The sequence below is a fragment of the Arthrobacter sp. ISL-5 genome (assembly GCF_018613835.1).
Classification (GTDB): domain Bacteria; phylum Actinomycetota; class Actinomycetes; order Actinomycetales; family Micrococcaceae; genus Arthrobacter.
This window is the reverse complement of the sequence record NZ_JAGGPM010000042.1, coordinates 16707-35049: the sequence shown is the minus strand read 5'-3', so window position 1 is coordinate 35049 and position 18343 is coordinate 16707. Positions and strand designations below refer to the sequence as shown.

General features: G+C 66.3%; 15 protein-coding genes. 8 read left to right on the top strand and 7 right to left on the bottom strand.

The window, feature by feature from the left end:
• Positions 1-250 precede the first annotated feature (250 nt).
• The 5 genes from J7I89_RS21070 to J7I89_RS21050 all read left to right on the top strand — a co-directional run bounded on the left by J7I89_RS21070 (position 251) and on the right by J7I89_RS21050 (position 6618).
• Positions 251-1924, top strand: coding sequence for an aspartate aminotransferase family protein (locus J7I89_RS21070; protein ID WP_251045664.1), 1674 nt, complete (start codon positions 251-253; stop codon positions 1922-1924).
• A complete protein-coding gene (locus J7I89_RS21065) occupies positions 1921-3315 on the top strand; it encodes a lysine N(6)-hydroxylase/L-ornithine N(5)-oxygenase family protein (RefSeq protein ID WP_251045663.1) in 1395 nt (464 codons plus the stop codon). Before J7I89_RS21070 ends, J7I89_RS21065 begins: the two co-directional genes overlap by 4 nt.
• Positions 3312-3875 (top strand): GNAT family N-acetyltransferase, encoded by a 564-nt coding sequence (locus J7I89_RS21060; RefSeq protein WP_214974370.1) that lies wholly within the window; start codon positions 3312-3314, stop codon positions 3873-3875. The genes J7I89_RS21065 and J7I89_RS21060 overlap by 4 nt, the downstream gene beginning before the upstream one ends.
• The gene (locus tag J7I89_RS21055; protein WP_251045662.1) at positions 3872-5731 is read left to right on the top strand and encodes an IucA/IucC family siderophore biosynthesis protein; all 1860 of its coding nucleotides are present in this window, start codon (positions 3872-3874) and stop codon (positions 5729-5731) included. The genes J7I89_RS21060 and J7I89_RS21055 overlap by 4 nt, the downstream gene beginning before the upstream one ends.
• 92 nt (positions 5732-5823) lie before the next feature.
• Complete coding sequence (locus J7I89_RS21050; protein WP_214974368.1) at positions 5824-6618, top strand: SDR family oxidoreductase; 795 nt, start codon at positions 5824-5826, stop codon at positions 6616-6618.
• Here the strand turns inward: J7I89_RS21050 and J7I89_RS21045 are convergent.
• Positions 6563-7642 (bottom strand): FUSC family protein, encoded by a 1080-nt coding sequence (locus J7I89_RS21045; RefSeq protein WP_308159994.1) that lies wholly within the window; start codon positions 7640-7642, stop codon positions 6563-6565. The genes J7I89_RS21050 and J7I89_RS21045 overlap by 56 nt on opposite strands.
• Before the next feature lie 190 nt (positions 7643-7832).
• Entirely contained in the window at positions 7833-9458 is a 1626-nt protein-coding gene (locus J7I89_RS21040; RefSeq protein ID WP_214974364.1) for an MFS transporter, read from the bottom strand.
• A 443-nt stretch (positions 9459-9901) separates the two neighbouring features.
• Here J7I89_RS21040 and J7I89_RS21035 point away from each other — a divergent pair, with 443 nt between their 5' ends.
• Together J7I89_RS21035 and J7I89_RS21030 are read left to right on the top strand one after the other, a co-directional pair.
• Positions 9902-10408 carry a DUF2231 domain-containing protein gene (locus J7I89_RS21035; RefSeq protein ID WP_214974362.1) on the top strand — a complete coding sequence of 169 codons (507 nt, stop codon included), beginning with the start codon at positions 9902-9904 and terminating at the stop codon, positions 10406-10408.
• Between the two features lie 318 nt (positions 10409-10726).
• Positions 10727-10987, top strand: a complete 261-nt coding sequence (locus J7I89_RS21030) for a hypothetical protein (RefSeq protein ID WP_214974360.1) — start codon at positions 10727-10729, stop codon at positions 10985-10987.
• Between the two features lie 121 nt (positions 10988-11108).
• Here the strand turns inward: J7I89_RS21030 and J7I89_RS21025 are convergent, their stop codons facing one another.
• The gene (locus J7I89_RS21025; protein WP_214974358.1) at positions 11109-13796 is read right to left on the bottom strand and encodes an ATP-dependent DNA ligase; all 2688 of its coding nucleotides are present in this window, start codon (positions 13794-13796) and stop codon (positions 11109-11111) included.
• A gap of 40 nt (positions 13797-13836) precedes the next feature.
• On the opposite strand from J7I89_RS21025, the gene J7I89_RS21020 reads away from it, so the two are divergent.
• Positions 13837-14955 (top strand): Ku protein, encoded by a 1119-nt coding sequence (locus J7I89_RS21020; protein ID WP_214974356.1) that lies wholly within the window; start codon positions 13837-13839, stop codon positions 14953-14955.
• A gap of 41 nt (positions 14956-14996) precedes the next feature.
• Here the strand turns inward: J7I89_RS21020 and J7I89_RS21015 are convergent, their stop codons facing one another.
• The 4 genes from J7I89_RS21015 to J7I89_RS21000 all read right to left on the bottom strand — a co-directional run bounded on the left by J7I89_RS21015 (position 14997) and on the right by J7I89_RS21000 (position 18343).
• Positions 14997-15263 (bottom strand): Rho termination factor N-terminal domain-containing protein, encoded by a 267-nt coding sequence (locus J7I89_RS21015; protein WP_214974354.1) that lies wholly within the window; start codon positions 15261-15263, stop codon positions 14997-14999.
• Positions 15264-15287: 24 nt separating this feature from the next.
• Complete coding sequence (locus J7I89_RS21010) at positions 15288-15767, bottom strand: SRPBCC family protein (RefSeq protein ID WP_214974352.1); 480 nt, start codon at positions 15765-15767, stop codon at positions 15288-15290.
• A gap of 203 nt (positions 15768-15970) precedes the next feature.
• Positions 15971-16249 carry an HPr family phosphocarrier protein gene (locus J7I89_RS21005; protein ID WP_214974350.1) on the bottom strand — a complete coding sequence of 93 codons (279 nt, stop codon included), beginning with the start codon at positions 16247-16249 and terminating at the stop codon, positions 15971-15973.
• Positions 16250-16300: 51 nt separating this feature from the next.
• The gene (locus J7I89_RS21000; protein WP_214974348.1) at positions 16301-18343 is read right to left on the bottom strand and encodes a fructose-specific PTS transporter subunit EIIC; all 2043 of its coding nucleotides are present in this window, start codon (positions 18341-18343) and stop codon (positions 16301-16303) included.

Here is an 18343-nt window from a genome sequence, read left to right as displayed (position 1 = left end):
TGAGGCAATTCGTGTCCCATCCCTGCCGGGACCACGCGCGCGCCCTCCGTGCAGGGGACATTCTGGGGCATTTCACTCCGTGGAGGAAAGTCAATGACCTCGGATATCAGCAAAATACGCCCATTTTCCGGGGATTTCTTGAATTACATCACTGAAGTTTGACTAAAAGGGTGTCCTAAGTAAGGCTTGCCTTGCTTGGGGGCGGTCGCCGCAACTGAGCGGACCCGATCCCGAAAAAAGGATGACTGCCATGACCCTGCTGCCCGATGTGGACGAAACACGCGTGGACCAAGAAACCGATGCCGGATATCCCGCTGGAGTGGCAACGGCCGGTTCCCGCCTTCGCGGCAACCTTTCGCCGGACGTTGACTTCGGGGCCGGGGTGGAGCTGGCCCTCGCCGCCAGCAACCATCTGTTCAACGCCCGCAATGCCCCTCGGTACGTGGCGCAGGTGCTGCAGGGAGTCAACGCCGTGGCCACCAAACTTGAGCGGACCTCACAGCCGTTCACCGGCGTCGGCCCTGCCGAGATGAAGAGCCGGGTGGACGCCGTCGACCTGGACCGGCCCCTGCCGGACACGGCGGCCGCCCTCGACGAGCTGCAGGACACGTATCTCCGCGACGCCGTCTATTTCCACGATGCCAAGTACGCCGCGCACCTGAACTGCCCGGTGGTCATTCCGGCGCTCGTGGGGGAGGCCGTCCTGTCCGCCGTGAACTCGTCCATGGACACCTGGGACCAGAGCGCGGGCGCCACGATGATCGAGCGGCGCCTCATCGACTGGACCGCGGATCGCCTGCAGCTCGGAAGCGAGGCAGACGGCGTGTTCACGTCCGGCGGCAGCCAGTCCAACTTCCAGGCGCTCCTGATCGCGCGGAACCACGCCGTGGCGGAGCTGCGGCTCGATCCGGCGAACGCCGGGCTCCGGCTCCCGGCACTGCTGGACAAGCTGCGGATCTTCACCTCGGAGGACAGCCACTTCAGCATCCGGAAATCGGCGTCCATGCTCGGGCTGGGCTTCGACGCCGTCGTGTCCGTTGGCTGCGCCGCCGACCACCGGATGGATCCTGCCGCGCTGGCCGAGGCCATCGCGGCGGCCCACGCCGCCGGCCTGGTGCCGATGGCGGTTGTTGCCACGGCCGGGACCACCGACTTCGGCGCCGTGGACCCGTTCACCGAGCTCGCCGCCCTGGCCCGCGGCTACGGTGCCTGGTTCCACGTGGATGCTGCCTACGGCGGCGGGCTCATCGTGTCCAACCGCTACCGGCACCTCCTGGACGGAATCCGGCTGGCCGACTCCGTCACCGTTGACTTCCACAAGACGTTCTTCCAGCCGGTCAGCTCCAGCGCCATCCTGGTCCGGGACGGCGGCATGCTCCGGCACGTGACGTATTACGCCGACTACCTGAACCCGGAAGCCGCCGCACGGGCCGAGATCCCCAACCAAGTGGATAAGAGCATCCAGACCACGCGCCGGTTCGACGCCCTCAAGCTCTGGCTCACGCTCCGCATCATGGGTGCGGATGCCATCGGTGCGCTCCTCGACGAGGCGATCGACCTTGCCGCCCGTGTGGGAACAGTACTCTCGGCGGATCCCGACTTCGAACTGGCGGCTGAGCCGCAATTGAGCACCCTGGTCTTCCGCTACCGGCCGGTGCTCGCGGACGGGACGCGGCTGTCCGAGGACCTCGCGGACAGCCTGAATCCGGCCATCCGCGCGGCGATCTTTGCCTCGGGCGAAGCGGTGATGGCCGGAACGAAGGTCGCGGACCGGCACTTCCTGAAGTTCACGCTGCTCAATGCCGAGGCCACGCTGGAGGACATCCGGGAGATCATCGAGCTCGTGCGTCGGGCAGGGGAGAGCCTGGCCGGCACAGCAACTGCCGGCGAATCCGCCGCTGCAGCCCGGGAGGCACACGCATGAGCACGTCCGCATTGAGCACGTCCGCAGTGAGCACCTCTGGCGCAGGCCGCATTTACGACTTCGCCGGAATCGGCGTCGGGCCTTTCAACCTGGGACTGGCCGCCCTGAGCGAACCGGTCGACGGCCTGGACGGCGTGTTCCTGGAGCGCCGGGACTCCTTCGACTGGCACCCCGGCATGATGCTCGAGCAGGCCCACCTGCAGGTCCCCCTCCTGGCTGACCTGGTGACGCTCGCCGACCCCACGTCGCCCTTTTCCTTCCTGAACTTCCTCAAGCAGACCGGGAGGCTCTACCGCTTCTACATCAGGGAAAATTTCTACCCGCTGCGGGCGGAGTACAACCAGTACTGCCAGTGGGTGGCGGGCCAGCTGGCCTCGGTCCGGTTCGGCACGGACGTCACGGAAGTCACTTACGACGACGGCGTGTACACGATTGCGGTGAACGGCCCGGACGGGCGGGAGGTGCTCCGCGCGCGGAGGCTGGTGCTTGGCACCGGCACCTCGCCCTACATTCCAGACGCGTGTGCCGGGATAGCCAAGGCCGGCGGCCTTGTCCTCCACAACGCCGACTACATGGCGAGGAAGAGCGAGCTCCAGCAGCGGCGCAGCGTCACCATCGTGGGCAGCGGCCAGAGCGCGGCCGAGATCTATTACGAGCTGCTGCAGGACATCGACGTCCACGGGTACCAGCTCAACTGGGTCACCCGGTCCGGGCGTTTCTTCCCGCTGGAATACACCAAGCTCACCCTGGAAATGACCTCTCCGGACTACGTGGACTACTTCCACGCCCTGCCGCAGGAGCAGCGGGACAGGCTGGTCGGCGCCCAGAAGAATCTCTACAAGGGCATTAACTCCGAGCTCATAGACGCCATCTACGACCTGCTCTACACCAAGAGCCTTTCCGGCATGGTGGACACCCGGCTGCTGACGCATTCGGCGCTCACCGGGGCTTCGTGGGACCCGTCCATGGGTTCCCACACCCTGCAGCTGCGGCACGGGGAACAGGGCGCGGACTACTCGCTGGACACCGAAGCCGTGGTGCTGGCCACGGGCTACGGCTACCGCGAGCCGGAATTCCTCGCCGGCGTGCAGGACCGGATCGCACGGGACAGCACCGGCAGGTTCGCCGTCGAGCGGAACTACAGCACCGGCGTCGAAACCGGCGAGATCTTCGTCCAGAACGCCGAACTCCACACCCACGGCTTCGTCACGCCGGACCTGGGGATGGCGGCCTACCGGAACTCGTGCATCCTGCGCGAAATCACCGGCCGGGAGGTCTATCCCGTGGAGCGGAGCATCGCCTTCCAGGAGTTCGGGGTGCAGGAGCAGCCGGATTTCCCGGCCGGCGTCCACGAAACCGCGGTTGCTGAATCGGAAGAGGTGCACGCATGAGTTTCACCTTCCGCTGCTTCGACCCGGAGGCCGATGCACAACTCCTCCACAGCTGGGTGATCCGGCCGTACGCCGCCTTCTGGGGGATGCAGTCCGCCACAGTGGAGGACGTTGTTGAGGAATACTCCAAAATCCAGTCCAGCGGGCATCACCACGCCCTGCTGGGGCTCGACGACGGCGTCCCCGCCTTCCTGATGGAGGAGTACCTTCCGGTCCTGTCGCCGCTGGCGGGCCTGTACGCCGTCCAGCCGGGGGACATCGGGATGCACCTCCTCGTCGCCCCGCCCGCCGGGCCGCCACGGACCGGGTACACCGCCGCCGTGATGGAAGCAGTCCTGGACAGGCTCTTCGCCAAGGACAAGGTGGAGCGCGTAGTGGTTGAACCCGACGCCCGGAACCACAAAATCCATGTCCTCAACGCGCGGCTTGGCTTCCAACCCGCCGGAGAAGTGACCCTTTCGGACAAGCAGGCCCTCCTCAGCTTCTGCACCCGTGAAGCCTTCCATTCGGCCCGCGCAGCCCTCCACTCATCCCCGATCCGCCAGGGAGCATCACTATGACCACCGCTGAACTTGAATCCGTCCTGACCGCAGGCAACGCCGCAACCCACCTCACGCCGGAACGCTGGGCTGCCGCCAACCGGCACCTCGTCCGCAAGGCGCTCGCCGAGTTCTCCCACGAGCGGATCCTCAGCCCCGAACGGACCAGCACCGGGGACCAGACCGGGAGCACGGGCCATTCCAGCGAATACCGGGTGCTGAGCGATGACGACTCGGTTGAATACCGGTTCTCCGCCAGGGTCCTGCACCTTGACCACTGGGCCGTCGATGCCGCCTCGATCAGGTGCAGCCGCGACGGACAGGACGCACCCCTGGATGCGCTCCGGTTCATCACTGAGTTCCGCCACGCCCTGGGAATCCGGCAGGAGATGCTCCCGGTCTACCTCGAGGAGATCAGCAGCACGCTCTCCAGCCATGCGTACAAGCAGTGGATGGGGCAGCCGTCGTCCGTTGAGCTGGCGGCCGGCGTGACCGGCGGAGCGGACGTCGCCACCGACTTCCAGACCATTGAACGCAGCATGACCGAGGGCCACCCCTGCTTTGTGGCCAACAACGGCAGGCTGGGATTCGGCATCAGCGATTACCGTGCCTTCGCTCCGGAAACCGGCGCCCCCGTGCAGCTGGAATGGATCGCGGTCCACCGGACCAAGGCCGTGTTCACCTCCAGCTCGGGGCTGGACTACGCCGCCCACCTTGACGCCGAACTGGGTGCGGGGGCGCTGGCCTACTTCGACGCTGAACTCGGCGCGCTGGGCCTGGACCCGGCCCAGTATTTCCTGATGCCGGTGCACCCGTGGCAGTGGGAGAACAAGCTGACGGTGACTTTTGCAGCGGAAATTGCCCAGCAGCACATCGTCCACCTCGGCATCGGGGCAGACAGCTACCAGGCCCAGCAGTCTATCCGGACCTTTTTTAACACGGCCGCACCAGAAAAGGCCTACGTGAAGACGGCCATGTCCGTCCTGAACATGGGCTTCATGCGCGGCCTGTCACCGCAGTACATGAAGGCCACGCCAGCGATCAATGACTGGCTCCAGGAACTGATTGCCAGCGACGAGGCCCTGCAAAGCCGCGGGCTCGCCATGATCCGCGAAGTGGCTGCCATTGGGTACCACAACGGCTATTACGAGGCAGCGTCCGCGAAGGATTCGCCTTACCGCAAGATGCTGTCCGCCCTGTGGAGGGAAAGTCCCCTGCCGCTGCTTGAGGACGGACAGCAGCTGGCCACCATGGCCTCGCTCCTGCACATCGACGCTGCGGGCAAACCCATGGTGTCGGCGCTGATCGAACAGTCCGGGCTGGAAGCCGGGGCATGGCTGCGGCGCTACTTCGAGGCCTACCTCGTCCCGCTGGTGCACTGCCTGTACCGCTACGAGCTGGCGTTCATGCCGCACGGCGAGAACGTGATCCTGGTCCTGGAAAACGGCGTGCCGGTCCGGGCGGTCATGAAGGACATTGCCGAGGAGATCGTCGTGATGGGGGACAGGATTGACTTGCCCGAAGCCGTGTCCCGGATCAAGGTCGAAATCCCCGACGGCGAGAAGGTCCTGGCCATCTTCACCGACGTGTTCGACTGCGTCTTCCGGTTCCTCGGCGCCCTCCTCGAGGAAGACGGTGTGCTCAGCGGCGACGAATTCTGGCGCATCGCGGCCGCAGCCATTCACGGCTACCAGGCAGAGCACCCGGAGCTCCAAGACCAGTTTGCCCGCCACGATCTGTTCGCGTCGGATTTCCAGTTTTCCTGCCTCAACAGGCTGCAGCTGCGCAACAACCAGCAGATGCTGGACCTCACCGACCCGTCCGGGGGCCTGCAGATGGCTGGCCGGCTGGAGAATCCGCTGGCAAGGTTCGCATGATCACGGCGTGATCCCCGGCCCTGCCCGGCGTCATGCCACCAGCCCTGCCGATAGCCCTGCCTCCCGCGCGGCCGCGAGGCTAGGCTGTTGGCATGACGCCGAACACCAACCCCACGGCCCTTGTCACCGGTGCCACCGCCGGCTTGGGCGCTGAATTCGCCCGCCAGCTCGCCGAGCAGGGCCACAACCTCGTGCTGGTGGCACGCGACGAGGCACGCCTTCAGAAAACTGCAGAGGCGCTGCAGCAGCGGTACGGGACCACGGCCGAGGTGCTGTCCGCGGACCTGACGGACGACGCCGGCGTGGCCTCCGTCGTCGCGCGTCTGTCCGACGCATCGCGTCCGGTGGACGTGTTGGTGAACAATGCCGGGATCGGGCTGTTGCTCAACTTTGACGAAAACAGCATCGAGGACGAGAAGAAGCACCTGAAACTGCACGTGGAAACCGCCATGGTGCTCAGCCACGCCGCCCTGCAGGGGATGCTGAAGCGCGGCTCCGGGCGGATCATCAATGTGGCCAGCGTGGCGGCGTTCCTTCCGCGGGGCTCGTACTCCGCGGCGAAAGCCTGGCTGCTGAGCTTCAGCCGGTGGGCCAATCTCGCTTACGCTGCCCGGGGCGTCAGGGTGACGGCGGTCTGCCCCGGTTTTGTCCACACCGAGTTCCATGACCGGATGGGGATGGACAAATCCGTCGCCCCCGGCTGGACCTGGCTGGGTCCGGGCCGCGTGGTCAGGGAAGGGCTGGCGGACAACGCACGGGGGAAGGCGGTCTCGATTCCCACCAAACGCTACAAAGTGCTTACCGCGGCCGCCCGGATCCTGCCGGACAGGATCATGGCGGGCCCGCCGCGGAGGCCGAAGGAACAGGACTCAGGCGCGAACGGATGAACAACACCACCAGGATGCCCGTCACCGCACCCACGACAGTCTCAATGCCGCGTTCGGCAATGAGCACGTGGGGATCGGCGGGCGCAGCCAGCTGCGTCATCAGGAGAATGACGGGCGTGAAGGAAACCATCGCCAGCCCGTAGTGCCGGGTCATGAACAGCTCTGTGGTGAATTGGAAGACCATCACCAGTACGGCGAGGACGGCGGCTTCGGCTCCGGGGAAAAAGTTCAGCGGGGCCCACGGGCCCGGCAGAAGCACGACGGCGACGACCACCAGCCCCAGGAGCGTCCCCATGATGCGGTGGATGCCGCGGTGGACGCTGCTGGGCAGGTCCGCGCCGGCAAGGGGAACAGCGGCGGCGGCCATAGCCCAGTGCGGGTGGCCGCTGCCTGTGATGACGCCGATGGTCCCGGCGGCGCCAACCGCCACCACGTAGCGCGCGGCGTGGATCATGGCCTGCCGCCGCAACCGTCCACGCAGCCGGACGGTCTCCCGCACCGCCCCGGTGTTCCAGGCGCGGCGCCGCACCCAGCCGCCAAAGCCCACAAGCAGGGAAAAGGCGGCCGATCCGGCGCCGATGAGCAGGGCAACGTACCACGGAACAACCGTGGGGACGGAGGCGCAGGCACCGAGAGCCAAGATGCCGAAGAAGGGGCCGTTGGGCTTGAGCCGCACCTTGTCGGAGTAGACCGAGCCCGCTCCGGCCAGCAAAGCCTCGATGCCCACCAGCCACCACGAATGGAGCTGGTTGACGGAGAGGAACACTCCCGCTCCCACTCCGGAGAGCAGGACCAGCGTGGCCTGCAGCTGGTGCCTCAGCCGCAGCTGGTGCGGCTCGGACCGCCCGTACATGCCGGTCAGCGCGCCGAAGACGGCGTAGATGATCAGCTCGGGCCGCCCGCTCAGAAGCAGCAGGAGCGACGGGACCGCCACACTGATGGCCACGCGAAGGGCGGAGAGATGGTCGTTGTTGGCCGGTCCCAGGCTGTGCAGGATCCTGACATGGCGCAGAACGGACCGCACGGGAAACCACCTATCACTCAGTCGGCCGCTCTCCGGGAGAACCGCCATGGGAAAAATAGCACAGCACCGCGCAGCACAGCACAGAGCAGAGCAGCGCAGGGCAGAGCGAAGGCCTGCCCTGCGCGCTTCCCCCAAGGGAGCGCGCCGGACAGGCCTTCGTCGTCAGTGCGGACGCGGGGCTGTTATCGCATTAGGCCTTGGCCGGGACCTTTTCGAGTTCAGCGTCCAGTTCGGCGTCGAGTTCAGCGTCCAGTCCAGCCTTCGGCTCTGCGTCCAGGGCCTCGAACGGCAGTTCGTCGAGATCAATCAGCGGGTTCTCATCCTGGGTAGCCACGAGCTCGCGGGCCTCCGCCTGGGTGTCCACGCTGGGCATTGAGCCCGGCAGCGGGCGGTTGGCCGATTCCTTCAGGAAGTAGATCGCGACGGCGCCGATGGCAGAGGTAGCCATCAGGTAATACGCAGGCATCATGTCGTTGCCCGTCGCCGTGATCAGTGCTGCCACGATGAATGGCGTGGTTCCGCCGAAGATCGCCACCGAGAAGTTATAGGCGATGCCCATGGCACCGTAACGGCTGGAAGTCGGGAACTGTGCCGGCAGGGCCGAGGCCAGGTTCGCCACGTAGAACGTGACGGGGAAGGCCACGAGGGCAAGTCCCGCCAGCGTCGACCAGACGCTGCCCATGCCGATCAGGAGGAACGCAGGAGTAGCCAGCACGATGGTGCTCAGGGCACCGATCCACAGGACCGGGCGGCGGCCGATGCGGTCGGAGAGCTTTCCGGTCAGCGGAATACACAGGCTCATGATTACCAGCACGGGGATGGTGAGCAGCGTGCCGTGAACCGGATCGTAGCCCTTGGACTCGGTGAGGTACGTCGGCATGTAGGACGTCAGGGCGTAGCCGGCGGTGTTCGCGGCGGCAACCAGGATCATGGCGACGATGAGCGAACGCCAGTAGGCCTTCACAATGCCCACCGGGCCCTTGGACGCAGCGGCATCTGAGGCAGTGGCATCCTTGCCGAGTTCTTCCTGGGCATCCAGGGTGGCCTGGAACTGCGGGGATTCCTCAATCTTGCTACGGAAGTAGACCGCGATCAGGCCGAGCGGACCGGCAATCAGGAACGGGATCCTCCAGCCCCACTCCTCCATGGCACCCTGACCCAAGGTCAGCTGGAGCACGGAGACGAGGGCGGCGCCGAGGGCGAAGCCGAGGTAGCTGCCCATGTCCAGGAAGCTGGCGAAGAAGCCGCGGCGCTTATCCGGGGCGTATTCGCTCACAAAGGTGGTGGCACCGGCGTACTCGCCGCCGGTGGAGAAACCCTGGACCAGCTTGAGCAGCACCAGCAGAGCCGCGGCCCACATTCCGATCTGCGCATATCCGGGCAGCAGGCCGACTGCGAAAGTACTCGCGGCCATCAGCATCAGCGTGGCGGCGAGGACCTTCTGGCGGCCGATCTTGTCGCCGAGCCAGCCGAAGATGACTCCGCCCAGAGGTCGGGCGATAAAGGTGGCGGCGAAGGTTCCGAGGAGGAACAGGGTCTGCACGGACTTGTCGGCCTCAGGCAGGAACACCGGTCCCATGGTGGTGATCAGGTAGCCGAACACGCCGACGTCGTACCACTCCATGGTGTTGCCGACGATCGTGCCGCCGAGGGCCTTCTTCAGCATGGGCTGGTCTACGACATTTACGTCGGACTCCTTGAGCCGGCGACGTGCGAGTAGCTTTGGTTTCTTGACACCCTGGGGTGCCACTTGGTTGGTTCCGCTGGCGTTCCTCACGCCTGCTGAAGAGTCGGTCGTGCTTCGGTCTATGGGCATTTGGGCGACTCCTGTGGAGGTCATTTGCTTGCGACTTGTAGCTGCCCCGCTCCGGGCAGGCCTTCAATTTTACGCGATTTCCATGGAAATCGAGAGTTTCGTGCCGTACGATCACCCGTTCAGCGCCCCTGAGCAGCAAGAAATCTTATTTATTTTTGACCGATTTGACCGCGTAATCCCGCGGAAAGCGGGGGTGGAGGGCGCCGTTACCAAACCTTTTTCTGGAAGGAACCGTTTGGGGCCCGTTTTTCGGGGTAATCGGCCTGTTCTGCGGCTGCTGTAGGCCTCAAGGGACGCGGCTCGGACCCCGCGATTGACCGTTCGATCGGAGCGGTCGATTGAACCGTTCGACGCCGGCGCTCGTCTGAGTGGGTATGTCCGGTATTCGGGTGCCGCGGGACATGGATTTCAGGGTTCGATAATTCCAGACAGGGGTGTTCGGCATGGACTACGAGGTCACCGGCCTGCCAATGCACGTGTTGATCGTCCACGCCACCGTGGTCTTTGTTCCGCTGGCGGCCTTTTGCGTGGTGCTGGGCATCGTCTGGCCCGCCGCCAGGCGGCGCTTGGGGATCATCACACCGCTGGTGGCGCTCGTGGCGCTTGTCCTGGTGCCCGTGACCGTTGCGGCGGGTGCCTGGCTGCTGGAGCGCGTCGATTCCACGCCAAGGATCATCGCGCACATGCAACTGGGCGGGACGCTGTTGCCCTGGGTCGTGGGCGTATTCCTCGTGGCACTGGCGCAGTGGCTCTGGTTCCGGTACGGCGCAACGCAGGCCGACGGGCTGCGGAGAAGGCTCGGAACAGCGGGCTCCCGCGTAGTGGGCGCGATCGCCGTCGTGCTGGCTCTTGTATTGTGCGGCGGAACGGTGTTCACCGTGGTGCAGATCGGGGAGTCCGGATCCAGGGCTGTCTGGGAGGGATCCTTCCGCAGCAGCGCCGAAGATTGAGTGGCCGCCGTGGGGTTCCCGGCCGGCCTGTTTCTGCCTATGGTGGAGCCATGGGAACACTGATCTTCGAGTAGTGGGCCGGCATGGCAGCCATCGGTTCCCGCCGGGTTTTGCCGTGCCCCGCCTTCCGCATCCGACCACAAATACCGCGCCTGTTGAGGCTATGCCTCCGCGTTGCGCCGTGTTGCTGGACGCAGCTTCCGGCCAAGTTGAAGCAGCCTGAGAACGGGCGCGAGACCGCTTCTGATTCCGGCAGACAGACCGGAATCACTGCCCATATGGGTGAACACTTCATTTCATCGCGGAAAGGAAGAACAAATGGCTGACAAGAACAAGGGAAGCACCATCAAGCCGGACGTGGCCGCACACCTGGCGGAGTCCATGGACAGGCCGCCGCTGCCCACCCCGGAAACCATGGCCGTCACCGCCGCTATGGGCGGAAACCGGCAGTGGCCCGACGGCAACGGTAAGCGCCGGCACCCCAAGGATCGCGGTTCAAGCCACGGCCGCGCGGGCCAGGAGGCAGCCGTGACGGCGATCCACCGGACCGGCCGCCCGCAGATGCCGCACTCGTCGTAGTCCGGCCTGAGGATGCTCAGATGGCCTGGGGACACCCGAATTCGGGAGTCCCCAGGCCATTTGCCTGTCGCCGGGCGTTTTGGGCGCCGTCATCGTGGCAGCGGGTGCTCGGGGAGGGGGCTCAGCGATGTGACTCGGCGACGACGTCCTCCGGCTCCTTGTCCAGCCGCCAGCCGCGCCACACGGGATGCCTGAGTTTTCCGCTGCCGGTCCACTCGCCGAAGGTCACCTCGCCTACCAGTGCGGGACTGACCCAGTGGGCATCGGCAGCGTCGGCGGCCGGCACGTCATCGAACGGCGAGGTCTTGCGCGCCAGCCCGTCCATGGTTTGCCGCAGTTCCGTGAGTTCGCGCATGCTGAAGCCGCTGCCCACGCGGCCCACGTAGCGCAGCGTCTCGCCGTCCGGTATGCCCAGCAGCAGCGAGCCCACCGTGTTGCCCCGTTCGCCCTTGCCGGGACGCCAGCCGCCCACCACCACCTCCTGGGTCTGCTCGATCTTGAGCTTGATCCAGGACCGGCTCCGCTGGCCGCTGACGTAGCGGCTGTCCGTGCGCTTGGCCATCACGCCCTCAAGGCCAAGTTCGCGCGCGCTGTCGAGAATGTGGTCCACGCGCTCATCCAACGCCTCGGACAACTCAACCGGGCAGTCCGACGGGCGGTAGAACTCCGCGAGGCGTTCCCGCCGTTGCGCGAGGGGGAGCCTGCGCAAGTCACGCCCGTCGTCGGCCAGCAGGTCAAAGAGCATGAGCCGGACTGGGATGGCGGCGCGGGCCCTCCTGACGTCGCCCGGTTTGGTCAGTTTCATCCTCCCCTGCAGGACGCCGAAATCGGGCCTGCCGGTTGGCCCGACGGCGATGATCTCACCGTCGGCGATAAAGTCCTGCGGCGGCCAGCAGCTCCTGTCGGTCAGTTCGGGGTAGCTGGCGGACATGTCGTTGCCGTTGCGGCTGAGCAGCCGGATCTTCCCGCCGTCCGCCACCACCAGGGCCCGGATCCCGTCCCACTTGAGTTCGAAGAGCCAGTCGCTGCCGTGGAGATCCGCCGGCGTCCCGGCCGTTGCCAGCATCGGGACCGGGTCCTCGACGACGCCGCCACCTCCGCCGGTGGACGCGGGCTCGTCCTGGTGTGGCTCGTCGTGCGGTTCCCCAGCGCCGGCCGCCCCAGCCTGAGCAGCCGGGGGCAGGGCGCTGCGCTTGCCGCGGATTCCGTGAGCCTTGTCCATGAGGTGGATGAGCCACTGCGACTGCTCGCCCTGGCCCTGCCCGGTATGGATCAGGGCGAACTTCTTGGTCCCTCCCAGTCCGCCGCCTTCCCGGCCCGTCAGCGTGGCAATGACTTCCCTGCCGTTGACCCACTTTTCCAGTTCATAGGTGCCCTTGTCCCAGATGCTTACGTCGCCGGCTCCGTACTGTCCTTTGGGGATGGTTCCCTCGAAATCGGCGTAGTCCATGGGGTGGTCCTCTGTCTGGACCGCCAGGTGGTTCTTGGATCCCGTCTCCGGCACACCCTTGGGCAGCGCCCAGGACACCAGGACGCCCTCGTGCTCGAGCCGGAAGTCGAAGTGGAGGCGGCTGGCATGGTGCTCCTGGATGACGAAGATCTCCTTATCATCCTGGTTCCCCGCCCGGGCTTGCTGCTCGGCCCTGTCCCCGCCGGCACTGTCCTCACCGGCCCTGTCCTCACCGGCGCCCCTGGCACCGCGGTGCTTCTCGGCGGTAAACGGCTCCGGCGTCTCGCCCTGGTCGCGAAGGGACCGGTACTTGTCCAGCCGCGGATCCTCATGGCCGCCGCTCCGGTGAGCGCCGCCGTCGGACTTTTCGCTGGGGCTGCCGGCCGCGGAGGTGCCGGCACCGCGTGTGCCGGTGCTGCGGCTTCCGCCGCTGCCGGCCGCGCCGTGCGGGGCGGCGCCTGTGTGTCCGCTGCCCTCGTCAACGACGGCGAAGGGGTCCTTGCCGGACTCGACCCGGCGCATCACCTCCCCGTAGTCCAGTTGCCGGAGGGACGCGGAACTCAGCTCCCGCCAGGTCCGCGGTGCAGCCACGGTGGGGGTCAGCCTTCCGCGGAGCGAATACGGGACGATGGTGGTCTTGGCGGCGTTGTTCTGGCTCCAGTCCACCAGGACCTTGCCCGTTCGCAGCGACTTCTTCATGTCGCTGACGGCAAGGTCCGGGTGGTCGGCCTCAAGGGCCCGGGCCAGTTCGTGGGCGAAATCGGAAATCTGGTCCGAGGTCTGCGTGCCCTCCAATGCGGCGTAGAGGTGGATGCCCTTGCTGCCGCTCGTGACCGGAACCGGATCCAGTCCCACGTCCTTCAGGATGGCCCGCGCCAGCCTGGCCACCTCCGCGCATTCCGGCAGTCCGGCGCCCTCGCCGGGATCCAGGTCCAGCACGATCCGGTCCGGCGGCAGGGCGTTGCCGTGTGAGTCCACCCGCCACTGGGGGACATGGATCTCCAGCGAGGCGATCTGCGCCAGCCAAGTCAGCGTGGCGGGGTCATTAACCAGCGGATAGTAGATGGTGCTGGTCTTGTGGGTGATGGCGGCCCGGGGAACCCAGCCCGGGGTGGAATGGTCCAGGTTCTTCTGGAAGAACACCTGGCCGGGCTCTTCAGCCGTCCCCACGCCATGGACCCACCGCTTGCGCGTCGCCGGCCTGTTGGCGGCCGCGGGAATCAGCACCGGCGCCACGGCGGCGTAGTAGGCGAGGACATCCGCCTTGGTGGTGCCCGTGGCCGGGTAGAGCACCTTGTCCAGATTGGTCAGCGCCAATTCCCGGCCGCCCACTCGGACGCGCTGCTTACCGCCGGCCACGGGTCTTCACCTCCGGCGCAGTGTGATGTTCACTTGTCTCATGAGAGCCATCTGGAAAGGCGCCATCGCGTTCGGGCTGGTCAACGTCCCGGTAAAGGTCTACAGCGCCACCGAGGACCACGACATCAGCCTCCATCAGGTCCACAACGCCGACGGCGGCCGGATCCGCTACCAGCGCCGCTGCGAGGTCTGCAGCACGATTGTGGACTATGCGGACATCGACAAGGCCTACGAGGATGACGGCCGGACCGTGATCCTTTCCCGCGACGAGCTCAAGTCCATACCGGCGGAAAACAGCCACGAGATCGAAGTGGTGCAGTTCGTGCCGGCCGAACATCTCGATCCCATCATGTTCGAGAAGAGCTACTACTTGGAGCCGGATTCCAAGTCGCCCAAGGCCTACATGCTGCTGCGCCGGGCGCTCGAGGACACGGACCGCGTGGCGATCGTGCAGTTTGCGCTGCGCGACAAGACCCGCCTGGGGGCGTTGCGGATCCGCGACGACGTCCTGATGCTGCAGGCCCTGCTGTGGGCGGACGAGGTGCGTGAGGCAGGTTTTCCCGCCTTGGAAACCTCGGTCCGCATCTCTGCCCAGGAACGTGAAATGTCCGCCGCGCTGGTGGAGTCCATGGCTTCCGACTTCGAGCCGGAGCAGTTCACTGACGACTACCAGGCTCAGCTCCGCCAGCTCATCGAGGCCAAACTGGAAAAGGGCGATTCCCTGGACACCGAAGAAACCTTCGGGGCTGCGGCCGCCGAGTCCGGCACCGGCGAGGTGATCGACCTCATGGAGGCCCTCAAACGCAGCCTGGACCGGAAACGGGGAGCAGCCGGGGGAGAGGCCTCCGACGAGCAGGCCGAGCCCGCGGCCAAGGCCGCCGGCAGGAGTGCAGCCGGCAGGAGCGGCGCGGCGAAAACCGGCGCGGCGAAAACCGGCGCAGCCAAGGCGGGAAGCGCAGCCAAGGCCGGAGACGCGGCCAAGGCTCCGGCCAAGACCGCTACGCGCTCCGCCTCCAAACCTGCGAGTGCAGCAACCAAGACGAGTGCGGCCAAGACCAGTGCGGCGAAGGCCGGGACGGCATCCAAGGCCGGCAGCGCCACGAAGTCGGCTGCCGCCGGCAAGACTACGGCCGCGAAGACGGTGCGGAAGGGTGCCTGAGGAGGCGGCCACCCTGCCCCGCGGTCTCATGGGAACTCCGCTCAGGAGTTTCTGAGCGCTGAGATGAGTTCGCTCTTTTTCTTGCCCGAGTAGCCCTTGAGGCCGATTTCCTTGGCCCGTGCCTTCAGCTGGGGCACGGTCCAGTCGTCGTAGTCACCGGACTTGCCGCCCTTGCGGCCAACTTCGGACCGGCCCTTCTTGGCTGCCGCGTTGGAAATCCGTGCGGCCTTCTGCTTCGAGGCCCCGTCTTCACGGAGTTCTTCGTACAGTTCGGGATCCTTCAGGCTGGGGTTCTTTTTCCCAGGCATGGCTACCTCCGGTTTCTGGGTGGGTTAGTGGGCGTCAGGGGCATCGACCTCGCCGTGGTCGACGGCGGAGCGCCAGGCGCCCGTCTCGAAGCCCCGCGACTCGATGAATTCCTTGAAGCGCAGCAGGTCGGAGGCGACCTGCTGTTCATCCACATGGGCGGCGGCGCCGGTCCTCTCCAGCAGCCCTTCCGGCTCCCATTCGAGCTCCACGGAGACCCGGCAAAGGTCCCGGCCCAGTTTTTCGAACGTGACCCTGCCGGCATGGCGGGGTTTGTCCTTGCTCACCCACGCAATGCAGTAGTCAGGCGATTGCTCCAGGATCTGGGCGTCGAATTCGCGCTTGATCCCCGCCACGCTGGTGCGGAAATGGAGGGAGGTCTCGTCGATCTGCTCGACGGATTCCACGCCCTTCATGAAGTGCGGGAACGATTCGAACTGCGTCCACTGGTTGTAGGCGGTGCTGACGGGAACTTCGACTTCGATGCTTTCCTGCAAGGTTGCCACTCTGTCATCCTCCTTCAGCCCGGGTCTCCGGGGGTGTGTCGAACGGCGGGGCCGCAATTCCAACTATCCAAATCCAAGCTAGTTGTGCTCAGGAACAAACACAAGAAACTACTAAGTTTGCTTACTTAGACAGCAGTGGCCGGTTTCCTTCGCAACTCCCTGACGGGTGCTGCGGAGGAAACCGGCCACTGAACTGGCGGGGCCTATTCGGCGTCGTGGTCCGTTTCCAGGATCTGGACCAGGCGTTCGAGGGCGACGTCGGCGCCTGCACCGTCCGCGCGGAGCACCACAACGTCGCCGTGCGATGCGCCAAGGCTCATGAGGGACAGGATGCTGGCGGCGTCCATGGCTTCGTCGGCAGGCTCGCCTTCGCGGGCGATGGTGATGTCGAGGTCAAACTCGCCGGCTGCCTCGGCGAAGATGGCTGCCGGGCGGGCGTGCAGGCCTACTCGGCTGGCGACGGTTGCGGTACGTTCGGACATTTCTGCTCCTTGCAATTGCAGTTTGGGGTTGGTGCTGAAGGACAGCGGGGGTCAGACAGTCACGGGGACGCTCTCCACCGTATCAACGGCCTTGCGGGCCGCCCAGCGCTTGAGGGTGAGCACCACGAGCGCCGTGACCACCGTGCCGGCCAGGATGGAGACGATGAACATCAGCACATTGCCGATGGCGAAGAACACGAAGATTCCGCCGTGCGGCGCCTGCGACGTGACGCCGAAGGCCATGGTGAGCGCACCGGTGACGGCCCCGCCCACCATGCTGGCGGGGATAACGCGGAGCGGATCGGCAGCGGCGAACGGAATGGCACCCTCGGAGATGAAGGAGGCACCCAGCAGCCAGGCTGCCTTGCCGTTTTCGCGCTCGGCCAGGCTGAAGAGCTTCTTGTCCAGCACGGTGGCCAGGGCCATCGCGAGCGGCGGCACCATGCCGGCGGCCATGACGGTCGCCATGATCTGCCAGGGCGCCTGGTTGGTGGCACTGCCGGCGCTCAGACCGGCAACAGCGAAGGCGTAGGCAACCTTGTTAACCGGACCACCGAGGTCGAAGCACATCATGAGGCCAAGGATGATGCCCAGGACCACGGCCGAGGCGCCGGTCATGCCGGAGAGCCAGCTGTTCAGGGCGGCGGTGAGGCCGGCGATCGGTCCTCCGAGGACCATGAACATCAGGCCGGAGGCGACGATGGACGCCAGCAACGGAATGATGACGACGGGCATCAGGCCGCGCAGCCAGCGCGGTACCGCCCAGGTGCCGATCACGTGGGCGATGTAGCCCGCGAGCAGGCCGCCGACGATGCCGCCGAGGAAGCCCGCACCCATGAAGCCGGCCACGGCACCGGAAACGAAGCCGGGGGCAATGCCCGGCCTGTCCGCTATCGCGTAGGCGATATAGCCTGCCAGTGCCGGTACCAGGAAGCCCATGGACAGGGCGCCGATCTTGAACATCACGGCACCCAGGTAGATGGCGAGGCCACCTTCGGGGAGGTTGCCGAAGTTGTTCTCAACAACAACCTTGTCGGCGACACCGGTGATGTCATACCCGCCCAGCAGGAAGCCCAGGGCGATCAGCAGGCCGCCGCCGGCAACGAAGGGAATCATGTAGCTGACGCCGGTCAGCAGTGCCCTCTTCAGCTTCTGGCCGATGTGCTCGCCCTTTTCGGCGGCTTCCTGCTCGGCCTGCTCCTCGGCGCCGAAGTGCGGAACGCGGCGGGCATGCGGGTTGTCCGCTGCGTCCAGCGCTTCCTGGACCATCTTGGCGGGCTCGTCGATGCCGCGCTTGACGGGGGCGTTGATAACGGGTTTGCCGGCGAAGCGCTCCTTGCCGCGCACATCCACGTCCACTGCGAAGATCACGGCGTCGGCGGCAGCGATCACGGCAGGGTCCAGCGGCTTGGCGCCGGAGGATCCCTGGGTTTCCACCTGCAGGTCGACGCCCACTTCCTTGGCCGCTGCCACGAGGGAGTCGGCGGCCATGTAGGTGTGCGCGATGCCCGTGGGGCAGGCCGTGACGGCAACCAGGCGCTTGGGGCCGCCCTTTGCCGGGGTGGCGCCTGCGGCTGCGCCGGCCGCTGCGGCAGCCTCCATGCTGTCCGCGGGAGCGGCCGCCGCGGCGGCGGGTGCCGGCTTGTCCGCGAGGGCGTTGTCCACGAGTTCGACGATTTCTTCCCTGGACGTGGCGGCGCGCAGGGCTCCGGTGAAGTCCTTCTTGATCAGGGACCGGGCCAGCTTGGACAGGAGCTTGAGGTGCTCCTGGTCCGCACCCGTCGGCGCTGCGATGAAGAAGATGAGGTCGGCGGGGCCGTCCTTCGCGCCGAAGTCGACCGGCTGGGACAGCCGTGCCATGGCGAGGGTCGGTTCGTTCACCGCAGCCGAGCGGCAGTGCGGGATGGCGATGCCGCCGGGTACGCCGGTGGCGGTCTTCTGCTCGCGGGCGAAGGCATCGGTAAAGAGGCCTTCGACTTCGCTCGCGCGTCCGGTGGCGGCAACCCTGCCAGCCAGATGCCGGATCACGTCCTCGGGCGAACTGCCCAGGTTCTGGTCGAGCTCGACCAGGTCGGTGGTGATGAGCTGAGTCAC

What these genes read in the sequence shown, in the direction of transcription:
- J7I89_RS21070 (WP_251045664.1), top strand. Translation starts at nt 251, where the DNA reads ATGACCCTGCTGCCCGATGTGGACGAAACACGCGTGGACCAAGAAACC.
- J7I89_RS21065 (WP_251045663.1), top strand. Translation starts at nt 1,921, where the DNA reads ATGAGCACGTCCGCATTGAGCACGTCCGCAGTGAGCACCTCTGGCGCA.
- J7I89_RS21060 (WP_214974370.1), top strand. Translation starts at nt 3,312, where the DNA reads ATGAGTTTCACCTTCCGCTGCTTCGACCCGGAGGCCGATGCACAACTC.
- J7I89_RS21055 (WP_251045662.1), top strand. Translation starts at nt 3,872, where the DNA reads ATGACCACCGCTGAACTTGAATCCGTCCTGACCGCAGGCAACGCCGCA.
- J7I89_RS21050 (WP_214974368.1), top strand. Translation starts at nt 5,824, where the DNA reads ATGACGCCGAACACCAACCCCACGGCCCTTGTCACCGGTGCCACCGCC.
- J7I89_RS21040 (WP_214974364.1), bottom strand. Translation starts at nt 9,458, where the DNA reads ATGCCCATAGACCGAAGCACGACCGACTCTTCAGCAGGCGTGAGGAAC.
- J7I89_RS21035 (WP_214974362.1), top strand. Translation starts at nt 9,902, where the DNA reads ATGGACTACGAGGTCACCGGCCTGCCAATGCACGTGTTGATCGTCCAC.
- J7I89_RS21030 (WP_214974360.1), top strand. Translation starts at nt 10,727, where the DNA reads ATGGCTGACAAGAACAAGGGAAGCACCATCAAGCCGGACGTGGCCGCA.
- J7I89_RS21020 (WP_214974356.1), top strand. Translation starts at nt 13,837, where the DNA reads ATGAGAGCCATCTGGAAAGGCGCCATCGCGTTCGGGCTGGTCAACGTC.
- J7I89_RS21015 (WP_214974354.1), bottom strand. Translation starts at nt 15,263, where the DNA reads ATGCCTGGGAAAAAGAACCCCAGCCTGAAGGATCCCGAACTGTACGAA.
- J7I89_RS21005 (WP_214974350.1), bottom strand. Translation starts at nt 16,249, where the DNA reads ATGTCCGAACGTACCGCAACCGTCGCCAGCCGAGTAGGCCTGCACGCC.